Source organism: Planobispora longispora (assembly GCF_016863135.1).
Lineage (GTDB): Bacteria > Actinomycetota > Actinomycetes > Streptosporangiales > Streptosporangiaceae > Planobispora > Planobispora longispora.
Genome location: NZ_BOOH01000050.1, coordinates 1 through 19,210 on the forward strand (window position 1 = coordinate 1; position 19,210 = coordinate 19,210).

Below are 19,210 nucleotides of genomic sequence, written 5' to 3' on the forward strand. Positions count from 1 at the left end.
GAGCGTGAAAGCCAAGGCCAGCCGCTTGCCGACGCTCAAATCTTTCAGCCGGGACATGGTGTTCTTCCTTACCTCTGGACGTCGTGGACTGAGTTCCCTCCTGATCGGCAGCGCGGAGCGCGAGTTGAGGAACGGGGGACCGAGGTGGGGCCGTCGTCACCTCGCCGTCGTCAGCTCGCCGTCGTGGGCAGGCCGAGCTCGGCGAAGATCGGACGGTGGTCGGTGCCGGGGAGCGCGTGGACGCTGAAGGCGTGCACCGCCATCCGCCGGTCGGCGAGCACATGGTCGATCGTCACGCCGGGGACCCGGGACCAGCCCTGCTGCGGCCAGGTCGGGGTCAGACCGTGCCCGGTCAGGTCCGCGGCGTCCCGATAGCCGCTGTCGAGCAGGTCGCGGACCGGCCGGTGATCGAGGGTGGCGTTGAAGTCGCCGGCCAGCACCCGCAGCTGCCCGCCCGCCTCCGGCAGCGCCTCGAGACCCGTGTCCCAGCACGGGATCCTGGAGTCGTAGCTCGGCGCGCACGGGTGCACGGAGACGATCTCGATCTCGTGTCCGGACGGGTGGCTGATCACGCCCCGGGCCTGCCGGAAGGCGCCCAGCTCGATCAGCGGCCGTTCGCTGACGGGGTGCCGGGAGTACAGCCCCGAGCCGCCCACGCCGCTCTTGGCGCGATCCACCACGTGCGGCAGGAGCGCGCGCAGTCCCGCGTCGTCCAGCCGGTCGCGGGCCTCCGGCGTGAGCTCCTGGACGGTGACCACGTCGGGCTTGAGGTCGCGCACCAGCCTCATCACGGACGCGGTGTCGCCCGCGCCCACCGCCAGGTTCGTGGCGAGCACCCGCAGCCGCTGGTCGCCGGAGGGGAGCGGGCCGTGGTCCGTGATGTGCCGGGGGAGCACGACCAGCGCCAGCGCCACGCTCGTGACCAGGGCGACGGCCGCCGCGGCCCACCGGCGCAGCCCGAGCGAGAGCAGCAGCGGGACCGCCGAGGCCGCCGCCACGTAAGGCGTGAACGCCACCAGCGCGATCCACTGCCACACGGGGGTCCAGCCGCCGAGCCTCAGCACCGCCCACGCGACGAACGGGGACAGCACCAGCCAGACCAGCGCGCTCGTCCATCGAGATTTGATCATGAAAGAGCAGCGTAACGGGCTCTCGTGCAGATTCCGTGGAGATCTGTACGGTTATCCGGGGAGATCTGTGGATCGTTCCAAAGGGCCTGCCGTACGAATCCGTTCCGCTCCTGCCGGTGCGGACACCGCCGGCGTCGCCCGCACCGGCAGGACGGAGGTGATCCGCCGCGGTATTAGCGTGAGGCCATGCATGACGGCGACAAGAGCGGTGTGGACGACGGCGTCGGCTTCGCGGACATCGAGCGGCTGGTCCGCCTCGGCGACGTCGCGGCCCTCGCCGAGATCGCCGCAACGGGCCGGGACATGGACCGGCGCGAAGACTGGACCGGGAGATCCCCCCTCATGATCGCCTGTGGGACCGGGCAGGTCGAGGCGGCCCGCCTGCTGCTGTCGTACGGCGCCGACCCCAACGCCGTCGACGACGACGGCTGGAACTGCTACGACCCGGCCCCGCCCGCCATCCGGGAGCTTCTCGTCGCCCACGGCTTCGACCTGCTGTTCTACCAGCCGTCGTGGGGGCGGGGCCTGCAGAACCTGCGCGTGTTGTCGGCGGTGAGACCGGTGGACGAGACCTGGACGGTGTCGATCGTGGGGACCGAGCCCGTCGTCGAGTTCCGTGCCCTGCCGTTCCCGCCGATGTCGGGCCGGGCGAGCGTGAGCGTCGCCGGCGGGGCGGGCGCGCGTTCGTTCGCCGTCGGCGGTCCCGGCCACCGCCTCGACCGCCTCCCGGTGACCGCCGAACTCGCCACGACCACGCTCGCCGTCACGCTGGAGGGGTTCCGGGGCGAGCTCAGGGTGCGGCTCTTCTGCGAGGCCCTCATCCGCGGCAACGACGGCCCGCGCGACTTCTGGGTCCCGGACTGGACGTCCTGACGGGGCCCGCGGCCCGCCACGGCCCGAGCGGCGGGGAGAACCTCACCCGGCCGCGGGAGCGGTCTCGGCGACCTGCTTGACGTGCCGGTTCCGGACCCGGATCAGCTCGGCCATGTAGCGGCGGAGGACCAGCGTTTCGGCGATCTTCCCGAGCGGCCCGAGAGGCGCGGCGAAGTCGACGACGTCGCTCATCACCGTGCCGCCGCGGCCGTCGGGCCGGAAACGGTGGGCGTGGTGCCAGCGCTTGAAAGGTCCTGACAGCTGCTCGTCGACGAAATGGCGGGGGCGGTCGTAAGCGCTGATCACAGAGGTGAGCGTCCAGCGGACGCCGAAATGCCGCGCCCGCCACGTGACGGCGTCGCCCGCCTTCATGCCGCCGGCGGTCACGCCGCCGACCGCTTCCTCGGAAGAGCCCGCCATCGACGCCGTGTGGACGTCCACATCCAACGAGACGTCGAAGACCCGCTCCGGCGGCGCCATGATGTGCGTGACGATTTCGAACGTCGGCATTCTCTCTCCCCGGGTGACGCGCTGAGATGTTCCCATCCTGAACGCCGGTCGGTCTCCGCCCCGGCGGACCGGCGCGGAGAGCCTAATCGATCGATTCTCCGCCCACGTCCATGAGGCCGCCCGTCACGCGGATTCCGGCCGCCGGGCCGCGGAGCGCGTCAGCGGAGCAGGCCGCGGCCGGTGACCAGCGGCAGGTCCAGGGCGGTGAGCAGGCCCGGGGGCGCCTCGACCACCGCGGGGACGGCGTTGACCAGCCGCATCGCGGTCGCCTTCAGCCCCGCCGTGTTGTGGTCGCCGTCGCTGCCCAGCAGCTGCAGGTCCAGCGTGTAGTCCGGCTCGCCGGAGACCACGACGCGGTAACAGCCCTTGCCGGCCGGCTGCGGCCAGTCCGGGCCCAGGTCGTCGCGGAGCCGGGTCACGTGCTCCAGCACGACCACGGGCCTGCCGTGCCGTACGCCCCGGACCTCGAAGCGCAGCGCGGCGGCCGTGCCCTTCTCGATCGTCCCGGACGCCACCTCGAACGTCTCCGGCGCGGGCAGGCGGGTGTGCCACTCCTCGACGCCGTCGAGCTCGACGTCCAGCCCGGCCGCGAGCTGCCGGACCACGCTGCCCCAGGCCATGGTCAGCACGCCCGGCCGGAGCAGGAACGGCACCTCGTCCAGGGGTTGCCCGAAGCCCATGATGTCGAACAGCACCATGCGCTGGTCGTAGGTCGCGTAGTTGAGCACCTCCATGCAGCGCACCTCGTCGATGCGCTCGCTGATCGAGGTCAGCGAGAGCGGCAGCCAGTCGTTGGCGTAGCCGGGGTCGATGCCGTTCACCCAGATCGAGGCCGATCCCTCCCGTGCCGCCTCGCGGATCGGGCCGTCCATCGAGCCGTCGGGGAACTGCAGGAAGACCGGGCCGCTGGCCACGACGTTCGCGCCCGAGCGCAGGATCCGGGCCAGGTCGTCCAGGGCCTCGAAGACGCGGTCGTCGGCCATCGCGGTGTAGACGACGCAGTCGGGCCGCAGGGCCAGCAGCGCCTCGGCGTCGCCGGTGGCGGTCACCCCGAGCGGGTCCAGTCCGGCCAGCTCGCCGGCGTCGCGGCCGGCCTTGGCCGGGTTCGACACGTAGACGCCGACGAGCTCCAGGTCGGGCCGGGCGTGGATGCCCGCCAGCGTGTTGCGCCCGACGTTCCCGGTGCTCCACTGCACCACTCTGTACACCATCGTCGCTCCTCTGGTCGGGCGGTGCCTGCGCTACAGGTCGGGCAGGCCGAGGTCGAGGTTGGGCCGGTCGAGGCCGCCGTCCACGTCGAGCACCGTGCCGGTCACGTAACCCCCGGCGGGGGAGGCCAGGAACAGCACGGCCGCGGCGACCTCCTCCGGGTCCCCGATCCGCTGCAGCGGGGTGGCCCGCTCCATCCGGGTGCGCAGGTCGTCGTCGGTCATGACGATGTCCAGCGCGGAGGTGGCGACCGACCCGACGGCGATCGCGTTGACGCGGATCCGCGGCGCCAGGTCGAGCGCCGCCAGCCGCGTGTAGTGCGCCAGCGCCGCCTTGGCCGTGCCGTAGGCGAGGTAGCCCCGCCCGGCCACGCGTCCCATCACCGACGAGATGTTCACCACGGTCCCGCCGCCGGCCTCGAGCAGGTACGGCACGGCCGCCCGTGTCAGGTCGTGCGCTATCCCGACATTGAACTGGAACGCGTTCTCCAAGTGCTTGCGCCTGGTGTCCAGGAACGCCCGGGGGAGCGCGCCGCCGACGTTGTTGACGACGACGTCCAGCCGGCCGAACGCCTCGGCGGCCCGCCGCGCGAGGTCCTCGGCGGCGCCGGGCTCGCTCAGGTCCGCCGGGACCGCCAGGGCGCGCCCGCCCGCGGCCTCCACCTGCTCGGCCACGGCGCTCAGCTGGCTCTCGGTCCGGGCGCAGATCGCCACGTCCGCCCCCGCCTGCGCCAGGGCCACCGCGGTCGCGGCTCCGATGCCGCGGCCCGCGCCGGTGACCACGGCGGCGCGGCCGGGAACGCGGAAACGGTCCAGGATCATTTTCGGCCTCCCGTACCGCAGCCTAGAACTTATCTAGAACTTGTTTCAATATCTCGGCCGGGTGGATCGGCGGAGGGCGCCGTCGTCAGAGTATTTAGTGGTTATTTGCGGAGAATGTCGCTTATCGTCATCGGAACCGTCCGGGTGGCCGGCCGGTTCCACGACGAACGACCGGTTCCACGACGAACGACCGGTTCCACGACCACGAGGGAGCGATCCGCGGTGCCCGACACTCTCCACGTCTCCGCGCTGTTCGGCCCGGCCGCCCTGACCGAGGCGGTCGGACGGGGACTGGTGCGCGAGCAGGCCCACCCGGAGCTGCCGCTGCGGATCCTCAACTACACCGAGAAGGCCCAGGCCGAGCGGGCCTGGAACGAGGTCACCCTCGCCTGCCGCGGCCTGATCGTCGACGACGACGGCCGGGTGGTGGCCCGCCCGTTCCCGCCGAGGTCCCCGGCTGGGACGGGCCGGTCGCCACGGTCCTGGCGGCGCGGACCCTCGCCGACGCCCTCGCGATGCCGCCCCGGCCCGGGGCCGAGGGGATCGTCGTGCGGCTGACCCGCTCCGGCCGCATGGTGAAGGTCAAGCAGGCCGACTACATCGCCTTCCAGCGCGCCCTGATCGGCCTCAACGGGCGCGTCGTCTGGGAGCGCCTGGGCGAGGGCCGTACCGTCGCCGACATCTGCGAGCCGCTGCCCGACGAGTTCCACCCGTGGGTGCGCGACCTGGCGGCCCGGCTCCGGGCCGAGGCGGACGAGATCCTCGACGGGGCCCGGCGGGAGCACGGGCGGATCGTCGCCGCGCTGCCCGAGGGGTGGGCTCGCGGGCAGTACGCCGCCGCGGCCGCCGGGTCCGCCCTCCGGCCGTGGCTGTTCATGCTGCTGGACGGCAAGGACCCGGGTGAGAAGATCTGGCGCTCCCTGTGCCCGTCCGGGGACCTGCGGCCCGTCTACTTCTCGGAGGACACCGCCTGAGCCTGCGCGGGCGGTCCGGAGCCGTCGGACGACCCGGGGCCGCCGGCCGGGCGGGAACGGAGCAGCTCCCGCCCGCCGTAGTAGGCGATGGCGGTCAGCGGCACCGAGACGAGCGCCCCGGACACGCCGCCCAGGATGGTTCCCGAGGCCAGGGCCAGGCCGATGACGAGGGGATGGATGCGGACGTAGCTGCCCATCACCCACGGCTCCAGGACGTGCTCCTCCAGCTGGTTCTCCACCAGCAGCACGGCCAGCAGGATGAGCCCGACCACCAGGCCGCGGGCGCCGAGGGCGACGACGACGGCGAGGGAGCCCGCGATGAGGGAACCGATGAAGGGGATGAAGCTGCCGAAGAAGATGAGCACGGCCAGCGGCAGCGCCAGCGGGACGCCGAGGATCAGCATCGCCACGCCCAGGACCACCGCGTGGATGGAGGCGATGACCAGCGTGCCCTGGATGTAGTGGCGCAGGACCGTCCAGCTCGCGCCGCCCGCCCGGCCGGCCCGCTCCCGCATCCGCTCGGGCAGCCGGTCCACCAGCCACCGCCAGATCCGGTCGCCGTCCTTGACCAGGAAGAACGTGATGAACAGTGCGAGGACGGCGCCTGCGAAGAACTCGATGATCCGGCCCGCCACGCCGGGGACGCCGCCGAGCTGGTTCAGCTGCCTGCGCAGTGCTTCCAGCGCCTGGTCGTCGGCCGTGGCGAGCTGGCCGGCCGGGCCGCCGAGCCGGACCAGGCCGTCGCGGGCCTGCCGTACGGTCTCCACCAGCCGGTCGGCCAGGGCCGGGAACTCCGCGGCGGCGCCCCGGCCGATCAGCCAGCCCAGGGCGCCGATCACCAGGAGGCCGGCCAGCAGCACCAGCCAGGTCGCGGCCAGGCGCGGCATCCGCCGGGCGAGCCACATCGCCGGCGGTCTCAGCACCGCGGCGAGCAGCAGGGCGACCACGCAGGCCAGGACCACCAGGCGGAGCCGTACGATCATCTGCACCAGCAGATATCCGGCCGCGGCGAGGGCCACCAGCCACAGGGCCCACCCTCCGGACACGACGAGCCGCCGAGGCCACAACGACGTGATCGCCGTGCCGTCACGCCATCGCCTCATGCGCCACCTCGGATCGGCCGGGCCGCTCGGATCCGCGGAGCCTCGGGACGTCCGGGGCTCCGGGATGTCTGGAGCCTCTGGATGCCCGTGAGCGCGGACTCCTAACCGGTCTCCGCCCGCTCCCCGCCCGGTCTCCGCCCGCTCCCCGCCCGGCGGGGTGCGGAGCGCCCGCCCGACATACAGGCCCTTCTCCCGGGCACACCTTCCCGCATCGGCACGAAGGAGCACGAAGGAGAGGGAGGAAGGACGCATGTCACAGCCTGACGAGGACAGGCCGCTCGCGGACCGCAGGAGCGGGCAGGAGGAGCACGAAGTCCCGGACTTCGCCGGGGAGTTCGCCCCCTCCGCGACGGACCCGGCCGGTCAGCCGCAGGATGATCCGGACGAGCGGGTGTACGGGCAGGACGAGGGCTACGAGGAGCCGACCGGGGTGTGAGGCCCGGCGGTGGGAGAGCGGCCGGGAGGGCGCCCCCCGCAGGCGGGACGGAGGCCGGGCCGGGGGCGCCGCGCGCGGCCCGGAAAGTCACGCGCGTCCCGCGGGCGGGCCGAAGGTCACCTGATGGGAATCCGGGGGGAAAGGCTTGCTTCGCGGCGTCGTGTCCGCCCTGTCGGCATCGGCGGGTTTGCGATGTTGTCGGGTGATGGCCCTGCTCTTGGCGTTCGTCGTGGACGGCGCGGGCCGTCACCGGGCCGCCGGGCCGGTCCGCGGGGCCGGCCCGCTCATGGAGAGAGGAAGACCGCTGATGAGCATGACTCGGGAGACCGACGTCGTCGGCGTGCTGATGCACGACCACCGCGAGGTCGAGCAGATGTTCACCGAGCTGGAGGGGCTGAGCGCGGGGGACACCGAGCGGCGCCGGGAGCTGACCGAGAAGGTCATCACCGAGCTGGTGCGCCACTCGGTCGCCGAGGAGGCCTACCTGTACCCGGCCGTCCGCGACCTCATCCCCGGCGGCGACGCGCTGGCCGACCGGGAACTGGCCGAGCACGCCGAGGCCGAGGAGACGATGAAGGAGCTGGAGCGGACCGACGTGTCCGAGGCGCGCCACGAGATCCTGATGAACCGGCTGATCGCCGAGGTCCGGGCCCACGTGCAGGAGGAGGAGAACATGCTCTTCCCCAAGCTGCGTGAGAGCACCGACGAGAGCCGGCTGGCCGAGCTGGGTCACAAGATCCAGGCGATCAAGAAGATCGCGCCCACCCACCCGCACCCGTCGGCCCCCGACACCCCTCCGGGCAACATGATGATGGGCCCGCTCGCCGGGCTGGTCGACCGGATGCGGGACGCGCTCACCGGGCGCGGCGGGGCCTGAGCTCCGCCGCGCCGGATATCTCGCGGCCGCACTCCGCGCCGGGCGCGGCGGGACGGTGACCCCGCTCCCGCCGTGCCCGGAGGTTCCCGCCGGCCTCGATCCGCTCCTCGCGGGGTTCGGCGGTCTTCCGGCCGGTGCTCGGATTCTGGGTCAGGCGCACCCGCTCGACCGGGAGGTTCTCCTTCGCGACGAGGTTGTAGTAGCGGTAGAGCTCCTGCTCGTCGGCCACCGGCAGACGGCCGTGGGCGTCCGCGCCGACGTGGGGCGCGTCTTTGATGGTCTCCTTGTCGTAGGGGACCTCCACATGGTCCTGGACGAGGTCGGCGTCGCGGACCGGTACGAACCTCTCGGTGAGGCCGAACAGGCCGGTCTTCACGCACAACCACTCGGGTTGCCCGGTGGCGTCGAGGAAGACGTGCTTGACTTCCCCCATTCTGTCGCCGCCGGCGGCGTGGAGCGGGCGGTTGATCACCAGCGGGATCTGCTCCTGCGTGATCATCTATCCCTCCTTCCTCCACTCGTCCGTCCGCCCTCCTATACCGCCACTTCTCTCTCGAAAAACCTCGCATATTGGTACTTATTGGACATTTGGCTAGAAATGTCTACTGATGTGAGGAGAGCCAGAGGACCTCGCCGTCCACCCGTTCGGCGGTCGGCACGAGCCCGAGACGCCGGGCCACGGCGGCGGAGGCGGCGTGGTCGGGGTGGATCGTGGCCGCGATCGGGGTCCCGCCCCGCTCCGCGAGCCAGCCGACCATGGCGCGCGCCGCCTCGGTCGCGACGCCCTTGCCCTGCCAGGGTGTGCCGACCACCCAGGCGACCGTCGTCCGCCCCGGGGCGACGGTGGCCTGGACGTAGCCGACCAGGGAGCCCTCCAGGCGGATCGCCCAGTTGAGCCAGGCCTCCGCGCTGCCGGACGGCGGGCCGGCGAGCATGCGGGTGTAGCGGTCGCGGAGCTGCGCGGCGGTGGCGGGGGAGCCGCCGATGAAGGTGTGCAGGGCGGGGTCGGCCAGCGCCGCGGCCATCTCCTCGGCGTGCTCGACCCGGAGGGGTTCGAGGGTGAGCCGGGGTGTTCCGATCTCTTCGGCGCGAGAGGGCAGAGGGTCCATGGAGACCGGAGTCTGGCACGCCGGAAGATCGTCCGCCTTCCGTTTTCGCGCCGTGGCCCCCGGCGCGGTGGACCTGCATGCCCGCGTGACGGCGTGGACCCTATGCCCGCGTGACGGCCTGGTCGACGGTGTCGGGGGACAGGACGTGATCGATGACCATGACGGCGGCGCCGATCACGCCCGCGCGGTCGCCCAGCTCGCTGGCGGTGATGCTCAGGTGCTGGGTGGCCAGGGGGAGTGAGCGGCTGTAGATGACCTCGCGGAGCCCGGCGAGCACCTGCTCCCCGGCCTCCGCGATGTCGCCGCCGATCACGATCATCGAGGGGTTGAAGAAGTTCACGATCGAGGCCAGGACGTCGCCGAGCTCGCGCCCGGCCTGGCGGATGAGCTGGACGGCCTGGGTGTTGCCGCTGCGGGCCAGGCGGATCACGTCGCGGCTGTCGACCGCCTCCACCCCTTCGGCGCGCAGGCGGGCGGCCATGGCCGCGCCGCCCGCGACGGCCTCCAGGCAGCCGACGTTGCCGCAGCGGCAGACGGTGTCGAGCGCGGAGGCGACCCGGATGTGCCCGATGTCCCCGGCCGCGCCCTGGGCGCCGCGGTGCAGGCGGCGGTCGCTGATGATGCCGCAGCCGATGCCGGTCCCGATCTTGACGAAGATGAGGTGGTCGGCCTCCGGGCGAGCGGACCAGTGCTCGCCCAGGGCCATGATGTTCACGTCGTTGTCGACGAGGACGGGCACGCCCAGGTGCTCGCCGAGCCACTCGGGGACGGGGAAGCCGTCCCAGCCCGGCATTATCGGCGGGTTGACCGGCCGCCCGGAGCTGTGCTCGACCGGGCCGGGCAGTCCGACGCCGATGCCGCAGACCTGGTCGAAGGAGTGGCCGGTCTCGGCGAGCATCTCCTCGAAGGTGCGCTGGAGCCAGGTGAGCGTCGGCTCGGGGCCGCGGTCGATCGGCAGCTCGGCCGCGCGCTCGGCCAGGACCTCGGTGGCCAGGTCGGTGACCGCCACGCGGGCGTGGGTCGCGCCCAGGTCGGCGGAGAGGACGACGCGGGCGGAGCGGTTGAAGGTGAAGGCGACGGCGGGACGGCCCCCGGAGGAGATGGCCTCCTCGGTGGGGATGATCCACCGCTGGCTGAGGAGCGCGTCCAGGCGCTGCGCCAGGGTGGATCGGGCCAGGCCGGTCAGCTGCACCAACTCCGCCCGGGTCCGGGCCTGACCGTCACGCAGGATCGTCAGGAGCGCCCCCGCGCCGGCGATGGAACCGCTCGCTTCGCTCAGCATGCGCACAGTCAACACCCCTTGTTTTCCCACGTCAAAGCGACTTAGCCAGATTCTGCGGTCCATTATGACGGTCAAGGCATCGCTTTTGCTTGACCAACGTCATAAGTCAGTTTTAGCATCCCGAAACATAGAAGAAATAGGGCGATCTTCGGCAGATCACCCTGTCCTGGCCTCTCTCAGCGTGTCAGCGGGTGAAGGTGGGCGCGTCATGATCCTCAGAATGCGCGGTATCGCCAAGAGCTTCCTCGGGGTTCGCGTGCTGCACGGGGTGGACCTCGATGTCGCCCCGGGCGAGGTGCACGCGGTCGTGGGAGAGAACGGCGCGGGCAAGTCCACACTGATGAAGATCATCGCTGGGGTGCACGCACCCGACGAGGGAACCATGGAGATCGACGGCGTGCCGGTCTCCTTCGGCCACCCGGTCCAGGCCCAGCGGGCCGGGGTGGCGATCATCTACCAGGAGTTCAACCTCCTGCCCGAGCGCAGCGTCGCCGAGAACGTCTTCCTCGGGCGCGAACCGGTCCGCCGGGGGCTCGTCGACCGGTCCGCCATGGAGGCCGCCACCGCGCGCCTGCTGGCGGAGCTCGGCGAGACCTCCTTCGGCCCGCGCGCGCCGGTCCGGCGGCTCTCGGTCGCCCAGCAGCAGGTCGTGGAGATCGTCAAGGCGCTCTCCCAGGACGCCCGGATCATCGTGATGGACGAGCCGACCGCCGCCCTGGCCGGCCACGAGGTGGAACTGCTGTACGCGCTGGTCGCCCGGCTGCGCGAGCGCGGGATCGCCGTCCTGTACATCTCGCACCGGCTGCGCGAGGTCTTCGACCTGGCGGACCGGGTGACCGTGCTGAAGGACGGCGCGCTGGTCAGGACCGCCGGGACCGGCGACGTCGACCCCGGCGAGCTGGTCCGCCTGATGGTCGGCCGCGATCTGGGGACGTACTTCCCGCCCCGGGGGACCGGGCCCGGGCAGGTGCGGCTCAGCGTGCGCGGCGGCGGCAACGCCGTACTGGACGGCATCGACCTCGACCTGCGCGCCGGGGAGATCCTCGGGGTGGCCGGGCTGCAGGGGTCGGGCCGCACCGAGCTGGCCAAGGCGCTCTTCGGGGCGGAGCCGTTCACCCGGGGGACGATGAGCCCGCTGCGCCCGGCCTCGGTCCGCCAGGCGGTCGCGGCCGGGATCGGGCTGGTGACCGAGGACCGCAAGGCCGAAGGGCTCGCGCTGCGGCAGTCGGTGCGGGACAACGCGCTGCTGGTGGCCCGTTCGGTGCGGCGGCGCGGGCGGGACGCCCCCGGACGTGACGGAGCCCCCGGGCGTGCGGGCGGCTCCGGGCGCGACGGCGTCACCGGGCTGCTGGAGGCGGTACGGCTCCAGCCCCCCGAACCCGGACGGGAGGTCCGCTTCCTGTCCGGCGGCAACCAGCAGAAGGTCGTGCTGGCCAAGTGGATGACGGTGGCGCCGGAGACGCTGATCTTCGACGAGCCCACGCGCGGTGTGGACGTCGGGGCCAAGGCCGCGATCCACGACCTGATGAGAGGCCTGGCGAACGACGGGATGGCCATCATGATGATCTCCTCGGAGCTCCCCGAGCTGATCGGCATGAGCGACCGCGTCGTGGTGATGCGCGACGGCCGCCTGGCCGGCGAGCTCCCGCCCGGCCCCTCCGAGGAGGCCGTGATGCGGCTGGCCGCGGGGGAGGCGACCCCGTGAGCGACCACGCGGACTCCGCGGTGGCCCGCCGTGCCGCGGCGCCGGAACCGGCCGTCCCCCCGCCCGGCGGCCCGGCGCCGGAGGACGGGCAACGGCGCGCGCGGGACGGGGCGGGCAACGGCGGCGGGCGCCGGTGGGCGGGGATCGGGCCGACCCAGGTCATCTACCTGGCGCTGCTCGGGGTGATGGCCGCCGGGTGGGTGCTGGTGGCGATCGACGGCGGGGACTTCCTCACGCTGGAGACCGTCGTCGGCATCCAGCAGCGCTCGGCCGCGCTCGGCATCGTGGCGGTCGGGCAGACCCTCGCCATCCTGGCCGGCTCGCTCGACCTGTCGGTCGCGTACGTGATCAGTCTCACCTCGCTGGTGGCCGCGGAGATCATGGCGGGGCGGGACGGCGGGATCCTCCCGGCGCTCGCCGCGGCGCTCGCCGTCAGCGCGCTGATCGGCCTGGTGAACGGGCTGGTCATCACCCGGCTGCAGGTGCACGCCTTCATCGCCACCCTCGGCACCGCGCTGATCGTCAAGGGCGTGCTGGACCACCTCTACGACGGTCCGGCGGGCCGCGTGCCGGAGAGCTTCCAGCGGCTCGGCTACGACCGGCTCGGCCCGGTCCCGGTCTCCGCGCTGCTCTGGGCGGGCGTCGCGGCCGCCGCCTGGTTCCTGCTGCGCCGCACGCGGCTCGGCTACCGGATCTACGCGGTCGGCGGGGACGCGGAGGTGGCGCGGCTGTCCGGGGTGCGGACCGGCCGGGTGATCGTCGCCACGCACGTCCTCTGCTCGGTCTGCGCCGGGATCGCCGGGCTGCTGCTGGCGAGCAGGCTCGGCGCCGGGGCCCCGACGGTCGGCACCGACGGCGGGTACGACCTGGAGTCGATCGCCGCCGTCGTGCTGGGCGGCACCGCCCTCGCCGGGGGCCGGGGCGGGGTCGGCGGGACGGTCGGCGGGGTGCTGCTGCTGGCCGTGCTCGACAGTGTCTTCAACCAGCTCGAGGTCAACGCGTTCGCCAAGGACGTGGTGCGCGGGGTGGTCATCGTCGCCGCGGTGGCCGTCTACGCCCGCCGTACGAGCAGGAGGCGGTCCAGATGAGAGCCCTGCGCACCCTCGGTCCGATCGTCGTCGTGCTGGCCGTGCTGCTGGCGCTGATCGCCGCGGCCAACCCCTTCTTCCTGGAACCCGCCGGGTTCCTGGCGTTCCTCAAACGGGCCGCGCCGCTGGTCATCCTGGCCGCGGGGCAGTACTTCGTCATCGTCTCCGGGGAGTTCGACCTCTCGGTCGGCTCGCTGGTCACCGTGCAGGTGGTCGTCGCCGCCCGGCTCATCGACGGGGACGAGGCGGCGACCTGGCCGGTGCTGGCCCTGCTGGTCGCGATCGGGCTGCTGATCGGGCTGGCCAACGGGGTGATCACCACCGCGCTCCGGGTGCCCTCGTTCATCACCACCCTCGGCATGATGCTCGTGCTGTCCGGCGCGGTCTTCCTGTGGACCGGCGGGGCACCGCGCGGCGCGCTGTCGGAGGCCTTCCGGACCTTCGGCCGCAAGGATCTCGGGCCGGTGCCCTGGTCGGTGCTCATCCTGCTGGCCGCGGGCGGGGCGGCGATCGCGCTCATGCGCTCGGACTTCGGCCGGCGGCTGGTCGCGGCCGGCGACAACGAGCGCGCGGCGAGCCTGTCCGGCGTCCGGGTGAACCGCACCCGGACCCTCGCCTTCGTGCTGTCCGGCCTGGCGGCGGCGGTCGCCGGGATCCTGCTCGGCGGCTTCGCGGGCGTCTCCGCGCAGGTCGGGCAGGGACTGGAGTTCCAGGCCATCACCGCGGTCGTGCTCGGCGGCGTGGCCCTGGGCGGCGGGCGCGGCTCGGTGGCCGCCGCCATGGCCGGGGCGTTCACGCTGGAGGCCCTGTTCACCCTGCTCAACCTGTACGGCATCTCGGGGGCCCTGGAGTTCGCGGTCCAGGGCGTGATCATCATCGCTGCGGTCGCGGCGGGCGCCGTACGGCTCCCGCTCCGGCGCACGGCCCACGTTTGACCCATCTCTCGCCGAACACCCCCCAATGAAGAGGAGAGACCTGGTGAAAAGGTCGATCACGGTTCTGGTCGCGGCCGTCTCCGCGATGCTGCTGGCCGGATGCGCCAGCGACAAGCCGGTGACGGGCGGCGGGGCCACCGCCTCCGCGGCCCCCTCCGCCTCGGCCGCCTCGCCCGCCACCGGTGAGCAGTCGAAGTTCTTCGTCCAGGCCGACTACGACGCCCAGCTCGCCATGCGCGCCCAGACCGCCGAGGGTCCCGAGGACAAGCCGTGGGAGCAGGCCATCGCCCCGCAGATGACCGACACCGCGACGTACAAGAAGGACGGCCCCTACCACCTGTGCTTCTCCAACGCCGCGGTCAACAACCCCTGGCGGCAGGTGGGCTGGAAGACGATGCAGGCCGAGGTGGCGCTGCACAAGGAGATCGCCGAGTTCACCGCGCTCGACGCCGAGGGCAAGGACGACAAGCAGATCTCCGACATCGCCGAGCTGACCGGCAAGGACTGCGACGCGCTGATCGTCTCGCCCAACACGACGGCGACGCTGACCCCCGCCGTCTCCGGCGCCTGCCCGAAGCTCCCCGTGATCGTCTTCGACCGGGGCGTGGAGACCGACTGCCCGGTGACGTTCATCAACCCGATCGGCGGCTACGCCTTCGGCGCGGACGGCGCCGAGTTCCTGGTGGAGAAGGTCCCCGCGGGCGGGAAGGTCCTCGCGCTGCGCATCCTGCCGGGCGTGGACGTGCTGGAGACCCGCTGGTCGGCGGCCAAGGTGACGTTCGACAAGAGCGAGCTGGACGTGGTCGGGGTGGAGTTCACCGACGGCGACGCCGCCAAGACCAAGAGCATCGTGAGCGACTACATCGCCCGGCACGGCAAGATCGACGGCGTCTGGATGGACGCGGGCGCCACCGCCGTCGCGGCGATCGAGGCGTTCGAGGACGCGGGCCAGCCGGTGCCGGCGATCGTCGGCGAGGACCAGCAGGACTTCCTGCAGAAGTGGAAGGACGGCAACCTGACCGCCGTCGCCCCGACCTACCCCACCTACCAGTGGCGCACCCCGATCATCGCCGCGCTCAAGATCCTCAAGGGCGAGGAGGTGCCCAAGACCTGGAAGCTCCCGCAGCCGAAGATCACCTCGGAGAACCTGGACAGCTATCTCCAGCCGGACATGCCCCCCCTGCACTACGCCCTGTGCGGCTGCGAGGACCTGCCCGGCTTCCCCGGCGCGTGGGGCGGCAAGGAGAACTGAGCGGGGCGCCCGCCGTACGGGACTCCGGAGAGGGGAGCGGTGATGTTCGAGATCGGGGTCAACACGTGGGTGTGGGTCTCGCCGCTGACGGATGAGGATCTCGTACGGCTGGCGCCGCAGGTCGCCGCCTGGGGCTTCGACGTGATCGAGCTGCCGGTGGAGCGGCCCGGGGACTGGGATCCGCGGCGGGCGGCCGGCCTGCTGGCGGAGCTCGGGCTGAAGGCGTCGGTGGTGCTGGTCATGCCGCCGGGCCGGGATCTCGTCGCGGCCCCGGCGGAGACCGTCGCGCAGACCCAGGACTACCTGCGGCGGTGCGTGGACGCGGCGGTGGCGGTGGGCAGCCCCGTCATCGGCGGCCCGGCCTACGCGTCGGTCGGCAGGACCTGGCGGATGTCGGCCGAGGAGCGGACGGCGTGCTACGCCGAGCTGCGGGAGAACCTGGCGCCGGTCGGGGAGTACGCCGCCGAGCGGGGCGTGACGGTCGCGGTCGAGCCGCTCAACCGGTACGAGACCAGCCTGCTCAACACCGTCGAGCAGGCCGCCGAGGCCGTCGGGGGCCTGCCCGGCGTCGGGCTCGCCCTCGACGTGTACCACATGAACATCGAGGAGCGGGATCCCGCGCGGGCCGTACGGCGGGCCGGGGAACTGGTCGCGCACGTGCAGGTCTGCGCCAACGACCGGGGCACGCCGGGGGCCGACCACCTGGACTGGCCCGGGCTGGCCGGGGCGCTGCGCGAGATCGGCTACGCCGGTCCCCTCTGCATCGAGTCGTTCACCGCGCACAACCGGTCGATCGCCACGGCGGCCTCGATCTGGCGCCCGCTGGCCGGGACCCAGGACGCGCTCGCCGTGGACGGCCTGGCCTTCCTGCGCACCCTCTGAGGCTCCGCCGGGCCGCCCCGCCCGCCGCGGCCGGTCACGGGAGGGCGGGGGCCTCCTCGGCCATGACCGCGGCCGGGATCAGCACGATCGCGCTGGTCCCCCCGTAGGGGGAGGGACGCAGGGTGACCCGCGCCCCGTGGCGGGAGGCGAGCGTCGCGACCACGAACAGGCCCAGCCGGTCGCTGTCGGCCAGATCGAACTCGGGGCTCTCGGCCAGGCGGCGGTTGAGCGCGGCCAGCTCCAGCTCGGGGATGCCCATGCCGCGGTCCTCGACCTCGACCGCCAGCCCGGCGGCGGCGAGCTCGCTACGGACGATCACCCGTGTCTGCGGCGGGGAGAACACCGTCGCGTTCTCCACCAGCTCGGCGATCAGGTGGATGAGGTCGGCCACCGCGGGTCCGGCCAGCGAGACGGCGGGGGTCGGCAGGACCTGGACTCGCGAGTAGTCCTCGATCTCCGCCACCGCCGCGCGCAGCACGTCCACCACGGGGACCGGCTTGCGCCAGCCCCGGCCGGGCGCCGCGCCGGACAGGATGATCAGGTTCTCCGCGTGACGGCGCATCCTGGTGGTGAGGTGGTCCAGGCTGTAGAGGTCGGCGAGCGTCTCCGGCTGCTCCTCCTTGCGCTGCATCGCCTCCAGCTGGGTGAGCTGGCGGTGGAGCAGCGACTGGTTGCGCCGGGCCAGGCTGACGAGGACCCGGCTGACGCCCCGGCGCAGCCGGGCCTGGTCCGAGGCCGCCTCGTAGGCGGTGTGCCGGACCGAGTCGAGCGCCTGGCCGATGTCGCGGATCTCGGGGGTCCCGTCGAGCCGGGGCAGCGACTCCTCCGGCGCGGGCCGGCCCCGCCGGAGCCGGTCCACCAGCTGCGGGAGCCGTACCTCCGCCAGCTCCGTGGCCATGTCCCGCAGCGCGCCCAGCTCGGCGGCGAGCCGCCCGGCGAACCGCAGCGAGAACAGCACCGACAGCACCAGCATGACCAGGCCGAGACCGCCCGCGACCGCGATCTGGATCACGATGGTGGCCGCGCCCGGGGTGACCCGTTCGACCAGCAGATCGACCAGCCGGCCCTGCTCGCGCTCGACCTCGGTCCAGAGCCGGTCGACGGGCGACAGATCGGCGGGCAGCTGGCGGGAGGCCGCGACGCGGGTCTCCAGCGTGGCGAACTCGCGGTGCACCGCCGAGGCGCCCAGCTTGTCGTACGGCCCGCGCAGCTCGGTGTCGAGCCGCGCCATGGCCTGCCGGTGCACGAGGTGGCGGGTCGAGACCATCCGGGCGAACGCGGCGTGCTCGGCGTCGCTCAGCCTCCCGCCCGGGCCCACGGCGGACAGCAGCGCCCGCTGCCTGGCCAGCAGCTCCTTGGCCTCGCCGAGCGAGGTGACGGAGCGGGCCTGCTGGTAGATCGAGATGTCCGGGACCAGGATCATCTGGTCGTACATGCGGAACATCGAGTCGATGATCTGGCTGTAGGCGTCGAGCACCCGGACGGCGTCCGTGGAGCCGGAGTCGACCAGGGCGCGGGCGGCGGGGAGCCGGTCGAACTCGGCGAAGACCGTGGTGAGCCGCATCCGGAGGTCCTCGGTGACCGTCTCCTGGGTGTCCTCGGCGAGGGCGAGCCTGCGGAGCTCGGCGAGCGCCTGATCCGACTTGAGCCGCTGCTGGACGAGGAGCTCCCGGCCGGACCGGGTCTTCAGGTGACGCGCCGACTGCAGCCGCTCGTACTGCAGCTCGATGACCGCCTTCTCCGAAGGGGTCGCCACGCCGCCGACCAGGGTGTTCATCTCCAGGAGCCGTATCCCGTCACCCAGGGTCAGGCTCGCGGCGAAGCCCCAGAGCAGGACGAGGGAGATGATCGGCACCAGTAGCAGAGCGGTGACCTTGAAGCGGATCGGCCGGCCAGAGTTGTCCATGCGTCGCCTTGCGGAGAAATTTCATGATGAAATGCGCGATCAGGGATCGCCTGAGGTTACACCTCCGGCGCTCGGCCGGTCAGACCTCTATCGAAGGAGACTCCCCGTGCGGCTGCCGCGCACTCCGTCCGGATGGACCATCGCCGTCTTCGGGGCTCTCGCCTTCCTGCTGGGCGGCCTGGGGCTGATCTCTCCCGGCACCGTGCTCGGGATGCTCGGGTTCGAGGTCCTGCAGAGCCGCGCGCCGGGTGACTACACCCTCGTCTACATGGCGGCCTCGTCCATGGCCGCGGTGAACATGGGGATCTACTACATGCTCGCCGCCGCCGTGGACTTCCGGCCGTTCTTCCTGTGGACGGTCCCGTTCCGCCTGCTCACCTTCACCGTCTTCACCGCGCTGGTGGTCACCGGGGCGGCGCCCGGGAAGTTCCTCGGCGTGGGCCTGTGGGAGGGCGCGGGCGCGCTGATCACCGGGGCGGCGCTGTGGTGGGAGTCGCGCCGCGGGGAACCGGCCGCGCAGCCCGCCTGAGCGGTCCGCCTGAGAGCGGCCCGCCTGAGAAGGCGGCGCCGCCGCCCCGGGTGGGGACGGCGGCGCCGCGATCGGAGGGGGCGGGTTACGGCCTGGTCAGACCGAGGGTGTAGGAGCCGGAGCCGCTGTAGGCGTGGACCCGGATCCGGTAGGTGCCCGCGGTGCCGTTGTAGGTGAAGGCCTCGTCGGGGTTGGGGCTGGTGCCCTGGGCGACGGTGGTCCAGGTGGAGCCGCTCAGCCTCTGCAGGTAGGCGTCGTAGTCGGTGCCGTTGGGGCCGTCCAGGCAGATCCGCTGGGTGCCGGCGGCGGCGGTGTAGCCGCTGGTGCTGGGCTGGTAGGCGTTCTGGTTGGAGGTCAGCGAGCCGTTGTAGGTGTTCTGGTAGCCGCTGCATCCGGTCGGCGGGGTGCTCCCGCCGGCCAGCGTGAGCCCGTACGCCGAGAGGATCTCGTTGACCGGCTGGTGGTAGGTGGTCCCGCCGGAGGAGCAGTTGCCCGAGCCGCCGGAGGTGACGCCCTGGGCCTGGTCGCCGGAGATGTAGGAGCCGCCGGAGTCACCGGGCTCGGCGCAGACCGTGGTGCGGGTCACGCC

At 72.6% G+C, this 19,210-nt stretch carries 21 protein-coding genes; 11 read left to right on the forward strand and 10 right to left on the reverse strand.

Features of this window, described 5'->3' with window-relative positions; all coding sequences use genetic code 11:
- Positions 1-170: 170 nt before the first annotated feature.
- Complete coding sequence (locus Plo01_RS29990) at positions 171-1,130, reverse strand: endonuclease/exonuclease/phosphatase family protein (protein ID WP_203894086.1); 960 nt, start codon at positions 1,128-1,130, stop codon at positions 171-173.
- Positions 1,131-1,316: 186 nt separating this feature from the next.
- Here Plo01_RS29990 and Plo01_RS29995 point away from each other — a divergent pair, with 186 nt between their 5' ends.
- Positions 1,317-2,003, forward strand: coding sequence for an ankyrin repeat domain-containing protein (locus tag Plo01_RS29995; protein ID WP_203894087.1), 687 nt, complete (start codon positions 1,317-1,319; stop codon positions 2,001-2,003).
- 42 nt (positions 2,004-2,045) lie between these two features.
- Here Plo01_RS29995 and Plo01_RS30000 read toward each other — a convergent pair whose 3' ends face one another.
- The 3 genes from Plo01_RS30000 to Plo01_RS30010 form a co-directional block, all read right to left on the reverse strand.
- A complete protein-coding gene (locus Plo01_RS30000) occupies positions 2,046-2,513 on the reverse strand; it encodes an SRPBCC family protein (RefSeq protein WP_203894088.1) in 468 nt (155 codons plus the stop codon).
- 158 nt (positions 2,514-2,671) lie between these two features.
- On the reverse strand, positions 2,672-3,724 hold the full coding sequence (locus Plo01_RS30005) for an NAD(P)H-dependent amine dehydrogenase family protein (RefSeq protein WP_203894089.1): 1,053 nt from the start codon (positions 3,722-3,724) through the stop codon (positions 2,672-2,674).
- A gap of 30 nt (positions 3,725-3,754) precedes the next feature.
- Entirely contained in the window at positions 3,755-4,543 is a 789-nt protein-coding gene (locus Plo01_RS30010) for an SDR family oxidoreductase (RefSeq protein ID WP_203894090.1), read from the reverse strand.
- Positions 4,544-4,765: 222 nt separating this feature from the next.
- Here Plo01_RS30010 and Plo01_RS30015 point away from each other — a divergent pair, with 222 nt between their 5' ends.
- Positions 4,766-5,101: a hypothetical protein gene (locus Plo01_RS30015; RefSeq protein WP_203894091.1), complete on the forward strand. Its 336-nt coding sequence runs from the start codon at positions 4,766-4,768 to the stop codon at positions 5,099-5,101.
- Positions 5,092-5,517 (forward strand): hypothetical protein, encoded by a 426-nt coding sequence (locus Plo01_RS30020; RefSeq protein ID WP_203894092.1) that lies wholly within the window; start codon positions 5,092-5,094, stop codon positions 5,515-5,517. The genes Plo01_RS30015 and Plo01_RS30020 overlap by 10 nt, the downstream gene beginning before the upstream one ends.
- Here the strand turns inward: Plo01_RS30020 and Plo01_RS30025 are convergent.
- Positions 5,493-6,620, reverse strand: a complete 1,128-nt coding sequence (locus tag Plo01_RS30025) for an AI-2E family transporter (protein ID WP_203894093.1) — start codon at positions 6,618-6,620, stop codon at positions 5,493-5,495. The genes Plo01_RS30020 and Plo01_RS30025 overlap by 25 nt on opposite strands.
- A gap of 250 nt (positions 6,621-6,870) precedes the next feature.
- Between Plo01_RS30025 and Plo01_RS30030 the strand changes: the two genes are divergently transcribed.
- Both Plo01_RS30030 and Plo01_RS30035 read left to right on the forward strand, forming a co-directional pair.
- A complete protein-coding gene (locus Plo01_RS30030; protein ID WP_203894094.1) occupies positions 6,871-7,056 on the forward strand; it encodes a hypothetical protein in 186 nt (61 codons plus the stop codon).
- A gap of 307 nt (positions 7,057-7,363) precedes the next feature.
- Positions 7,364-7,933: a hemerythrin domain-containing protein gene (locus tag Plo01_RS30035; protein ID WP_239317341.1), complete on the forward strand. Its 570-nt coding sequence runs from the start codon at positions 7,364-7,366 to the stop codon at positions 7,931-7,933.
- Here Plo01_RS30035 and Plo01_RS30040 read toward each other — a convergent pair.
- From Plo01_RS30040 to Plo01_RS30050, 3 genes are all read right to left on the reverse strand, one after another.
- Positions 7,911-8,432 carry a PRC-barrel domain-containing protein gene (locus Plo01_RS30040; RefSeq protein ID WP_203894095.1) on the reverse strand — a complete coding sequence of 174 codons (522 nt, stop codon included), beginning with the start codon at positions 8,430-8,432 and terminating at the stop codon, positions 7,911-7,913. The two genes, Plo01_RS30035 and Plo01_RS30040, sit on opposite strands and share 23 nt — an antisense overlap.
- Before the next feature lie 103 nt (positions 8,433-8,535).
- On the reverse strand, positions 8,536-9,042 hold the full coding sequence (locus Plo01_RS30045; protein WP_203894096.1) for a GNAT family N-acetyltransferase: 507 nt from the start codon (positions 9,040-9,042) through the stop codon (positions 8,536-8,538).
- 100 nt (positions 9,043-9,142) lie between these two features.
- Positions 9,143-10,324, reverse strand: a complete 1,182-nt coding sequence (locus Plo01_RS30050) for an ROK family protein (RefSeq protein WP_203894097.1) — start codon at positions 10,322-10,324, stop codon at positions 9,143-9,145.
- 208 nt (positions 10,325-10,532) lie between these two features.
- On the opposite strand from Plo01_RS30050, the gene Plo01_RS30055 reads away from it, so the two are divergent.
- The 5 genes from Plo01_RS30055 to Plo01_RS30075 all read left to right on the forward strand — a co-directional run bounded on the left by Plo01_RS30055 (position 10,533) and on the right by Plo01_RS30075 (position 16,186).
- A complete protein-coding gene (locus tag Plo01_RS30055; protein WP_203894098.1) occupies positions 10,533-12,029 on the forward strand; it encodes a sugar ABC transporter ATP-binding protein in 1,497 nt (498 codons plus the stop codon).
- Positions 12,026-13,117 carry an ABC transporter permease gene (locus Plo01_RS30060; protein ID WP_239317344.1) on the forward strand — a complete coding sequence of 364 codons (1,092 nt, stop codon included), beginning with the start codon at positions 12,026-12,028 and terminating at the stop codon, positions 13,115-13,117. Before Plo01_RS30055 ends, Plo01_RS30060 begins: the two co-directional genes overlap by 4 nt.
- Positions 13,114-14,052: an ABC transporter permease gene (locus tag Plo01_RS30065; protein WP_203894099.1), complete on the forward strand. Its 939-nt coding sequence runs from the start codon at positions 13,114-13,116 to the stop codon at positions 14,050-14,052. The genes Plo01_RS30060 and Plo01_RS30065 overlap by 4 nt, the downstream gene beginning before the upstream one ends.
- An 85-nt stretch (positions 14,053-14,137) precedes the next feature.
- Positions 14,138-15,304, forward strand: coding sequence for a substrate-binding domain-containing protein (locus Plo01_RS30070; RefSeq protein ID WP_373871741.1), 1,167 nt, complete (start codon positions 14,138-14,140; stop codon positions 15,302-15,304).
- Between the two features lie 42 nt (positions 15,305-15,346).
- On the forward strand, positions 15,347-16,186 hold the full coding sequence (locus Plo01_RS30075) for a sugar phosphate isomerase/epimerase family protein (RefSeq protein WP_203894101.1): 840 nt from the start codon (positions 15,347-15,349) through the stop codon (positions 16,184-16,186).
- A 34-nt stretch (positions 16,187-16,220) separates the two neighbouring features.
- Here Plo01_RS30075 and Plo01_RS30080 read toward each other — a convergent pair whose 3' ends face one another.
- Positions 16,221-18,092, reverse strand: coding sequence for a sensor histidine kinase (locus tag Plo01_RS30080; protein WP_203894102.1), 1,872 nt, complete (start codon positions 18,090-18,092; stop codon positions 16,221-16,223).
- A gap of 106 nt (positions 18,093-18,198) precedes the next feature.
- Here Plo01_RS30080 and Plo01_RS30085 point away from each other — a divergent pair, with 106 nt between their 5' ends.
- Positions 18,199-18,621 (forward strand): hypothetical protein, encoded by a 423-nt coding sequence (locus Plo01_RS30085; protein ID WP_239317349.1) that lies wholly within the window; start codon positions 18,199-18,201, stop codon positions 18,619-18,621.
- 85 nt (positions 18,622-18,706) lie between these two features.
- Here Plo01_RS30085 and Plo01_RS30090 read toward each other — a convergent pair.
- Positions 18,707-19,210: trypsin-like serine protease (locus tag Plo01_RS30090; RefSeq protein WP_203894103.1), on the reverse strand; the 504-nt coding region annotated here is incomplete at its 5' end.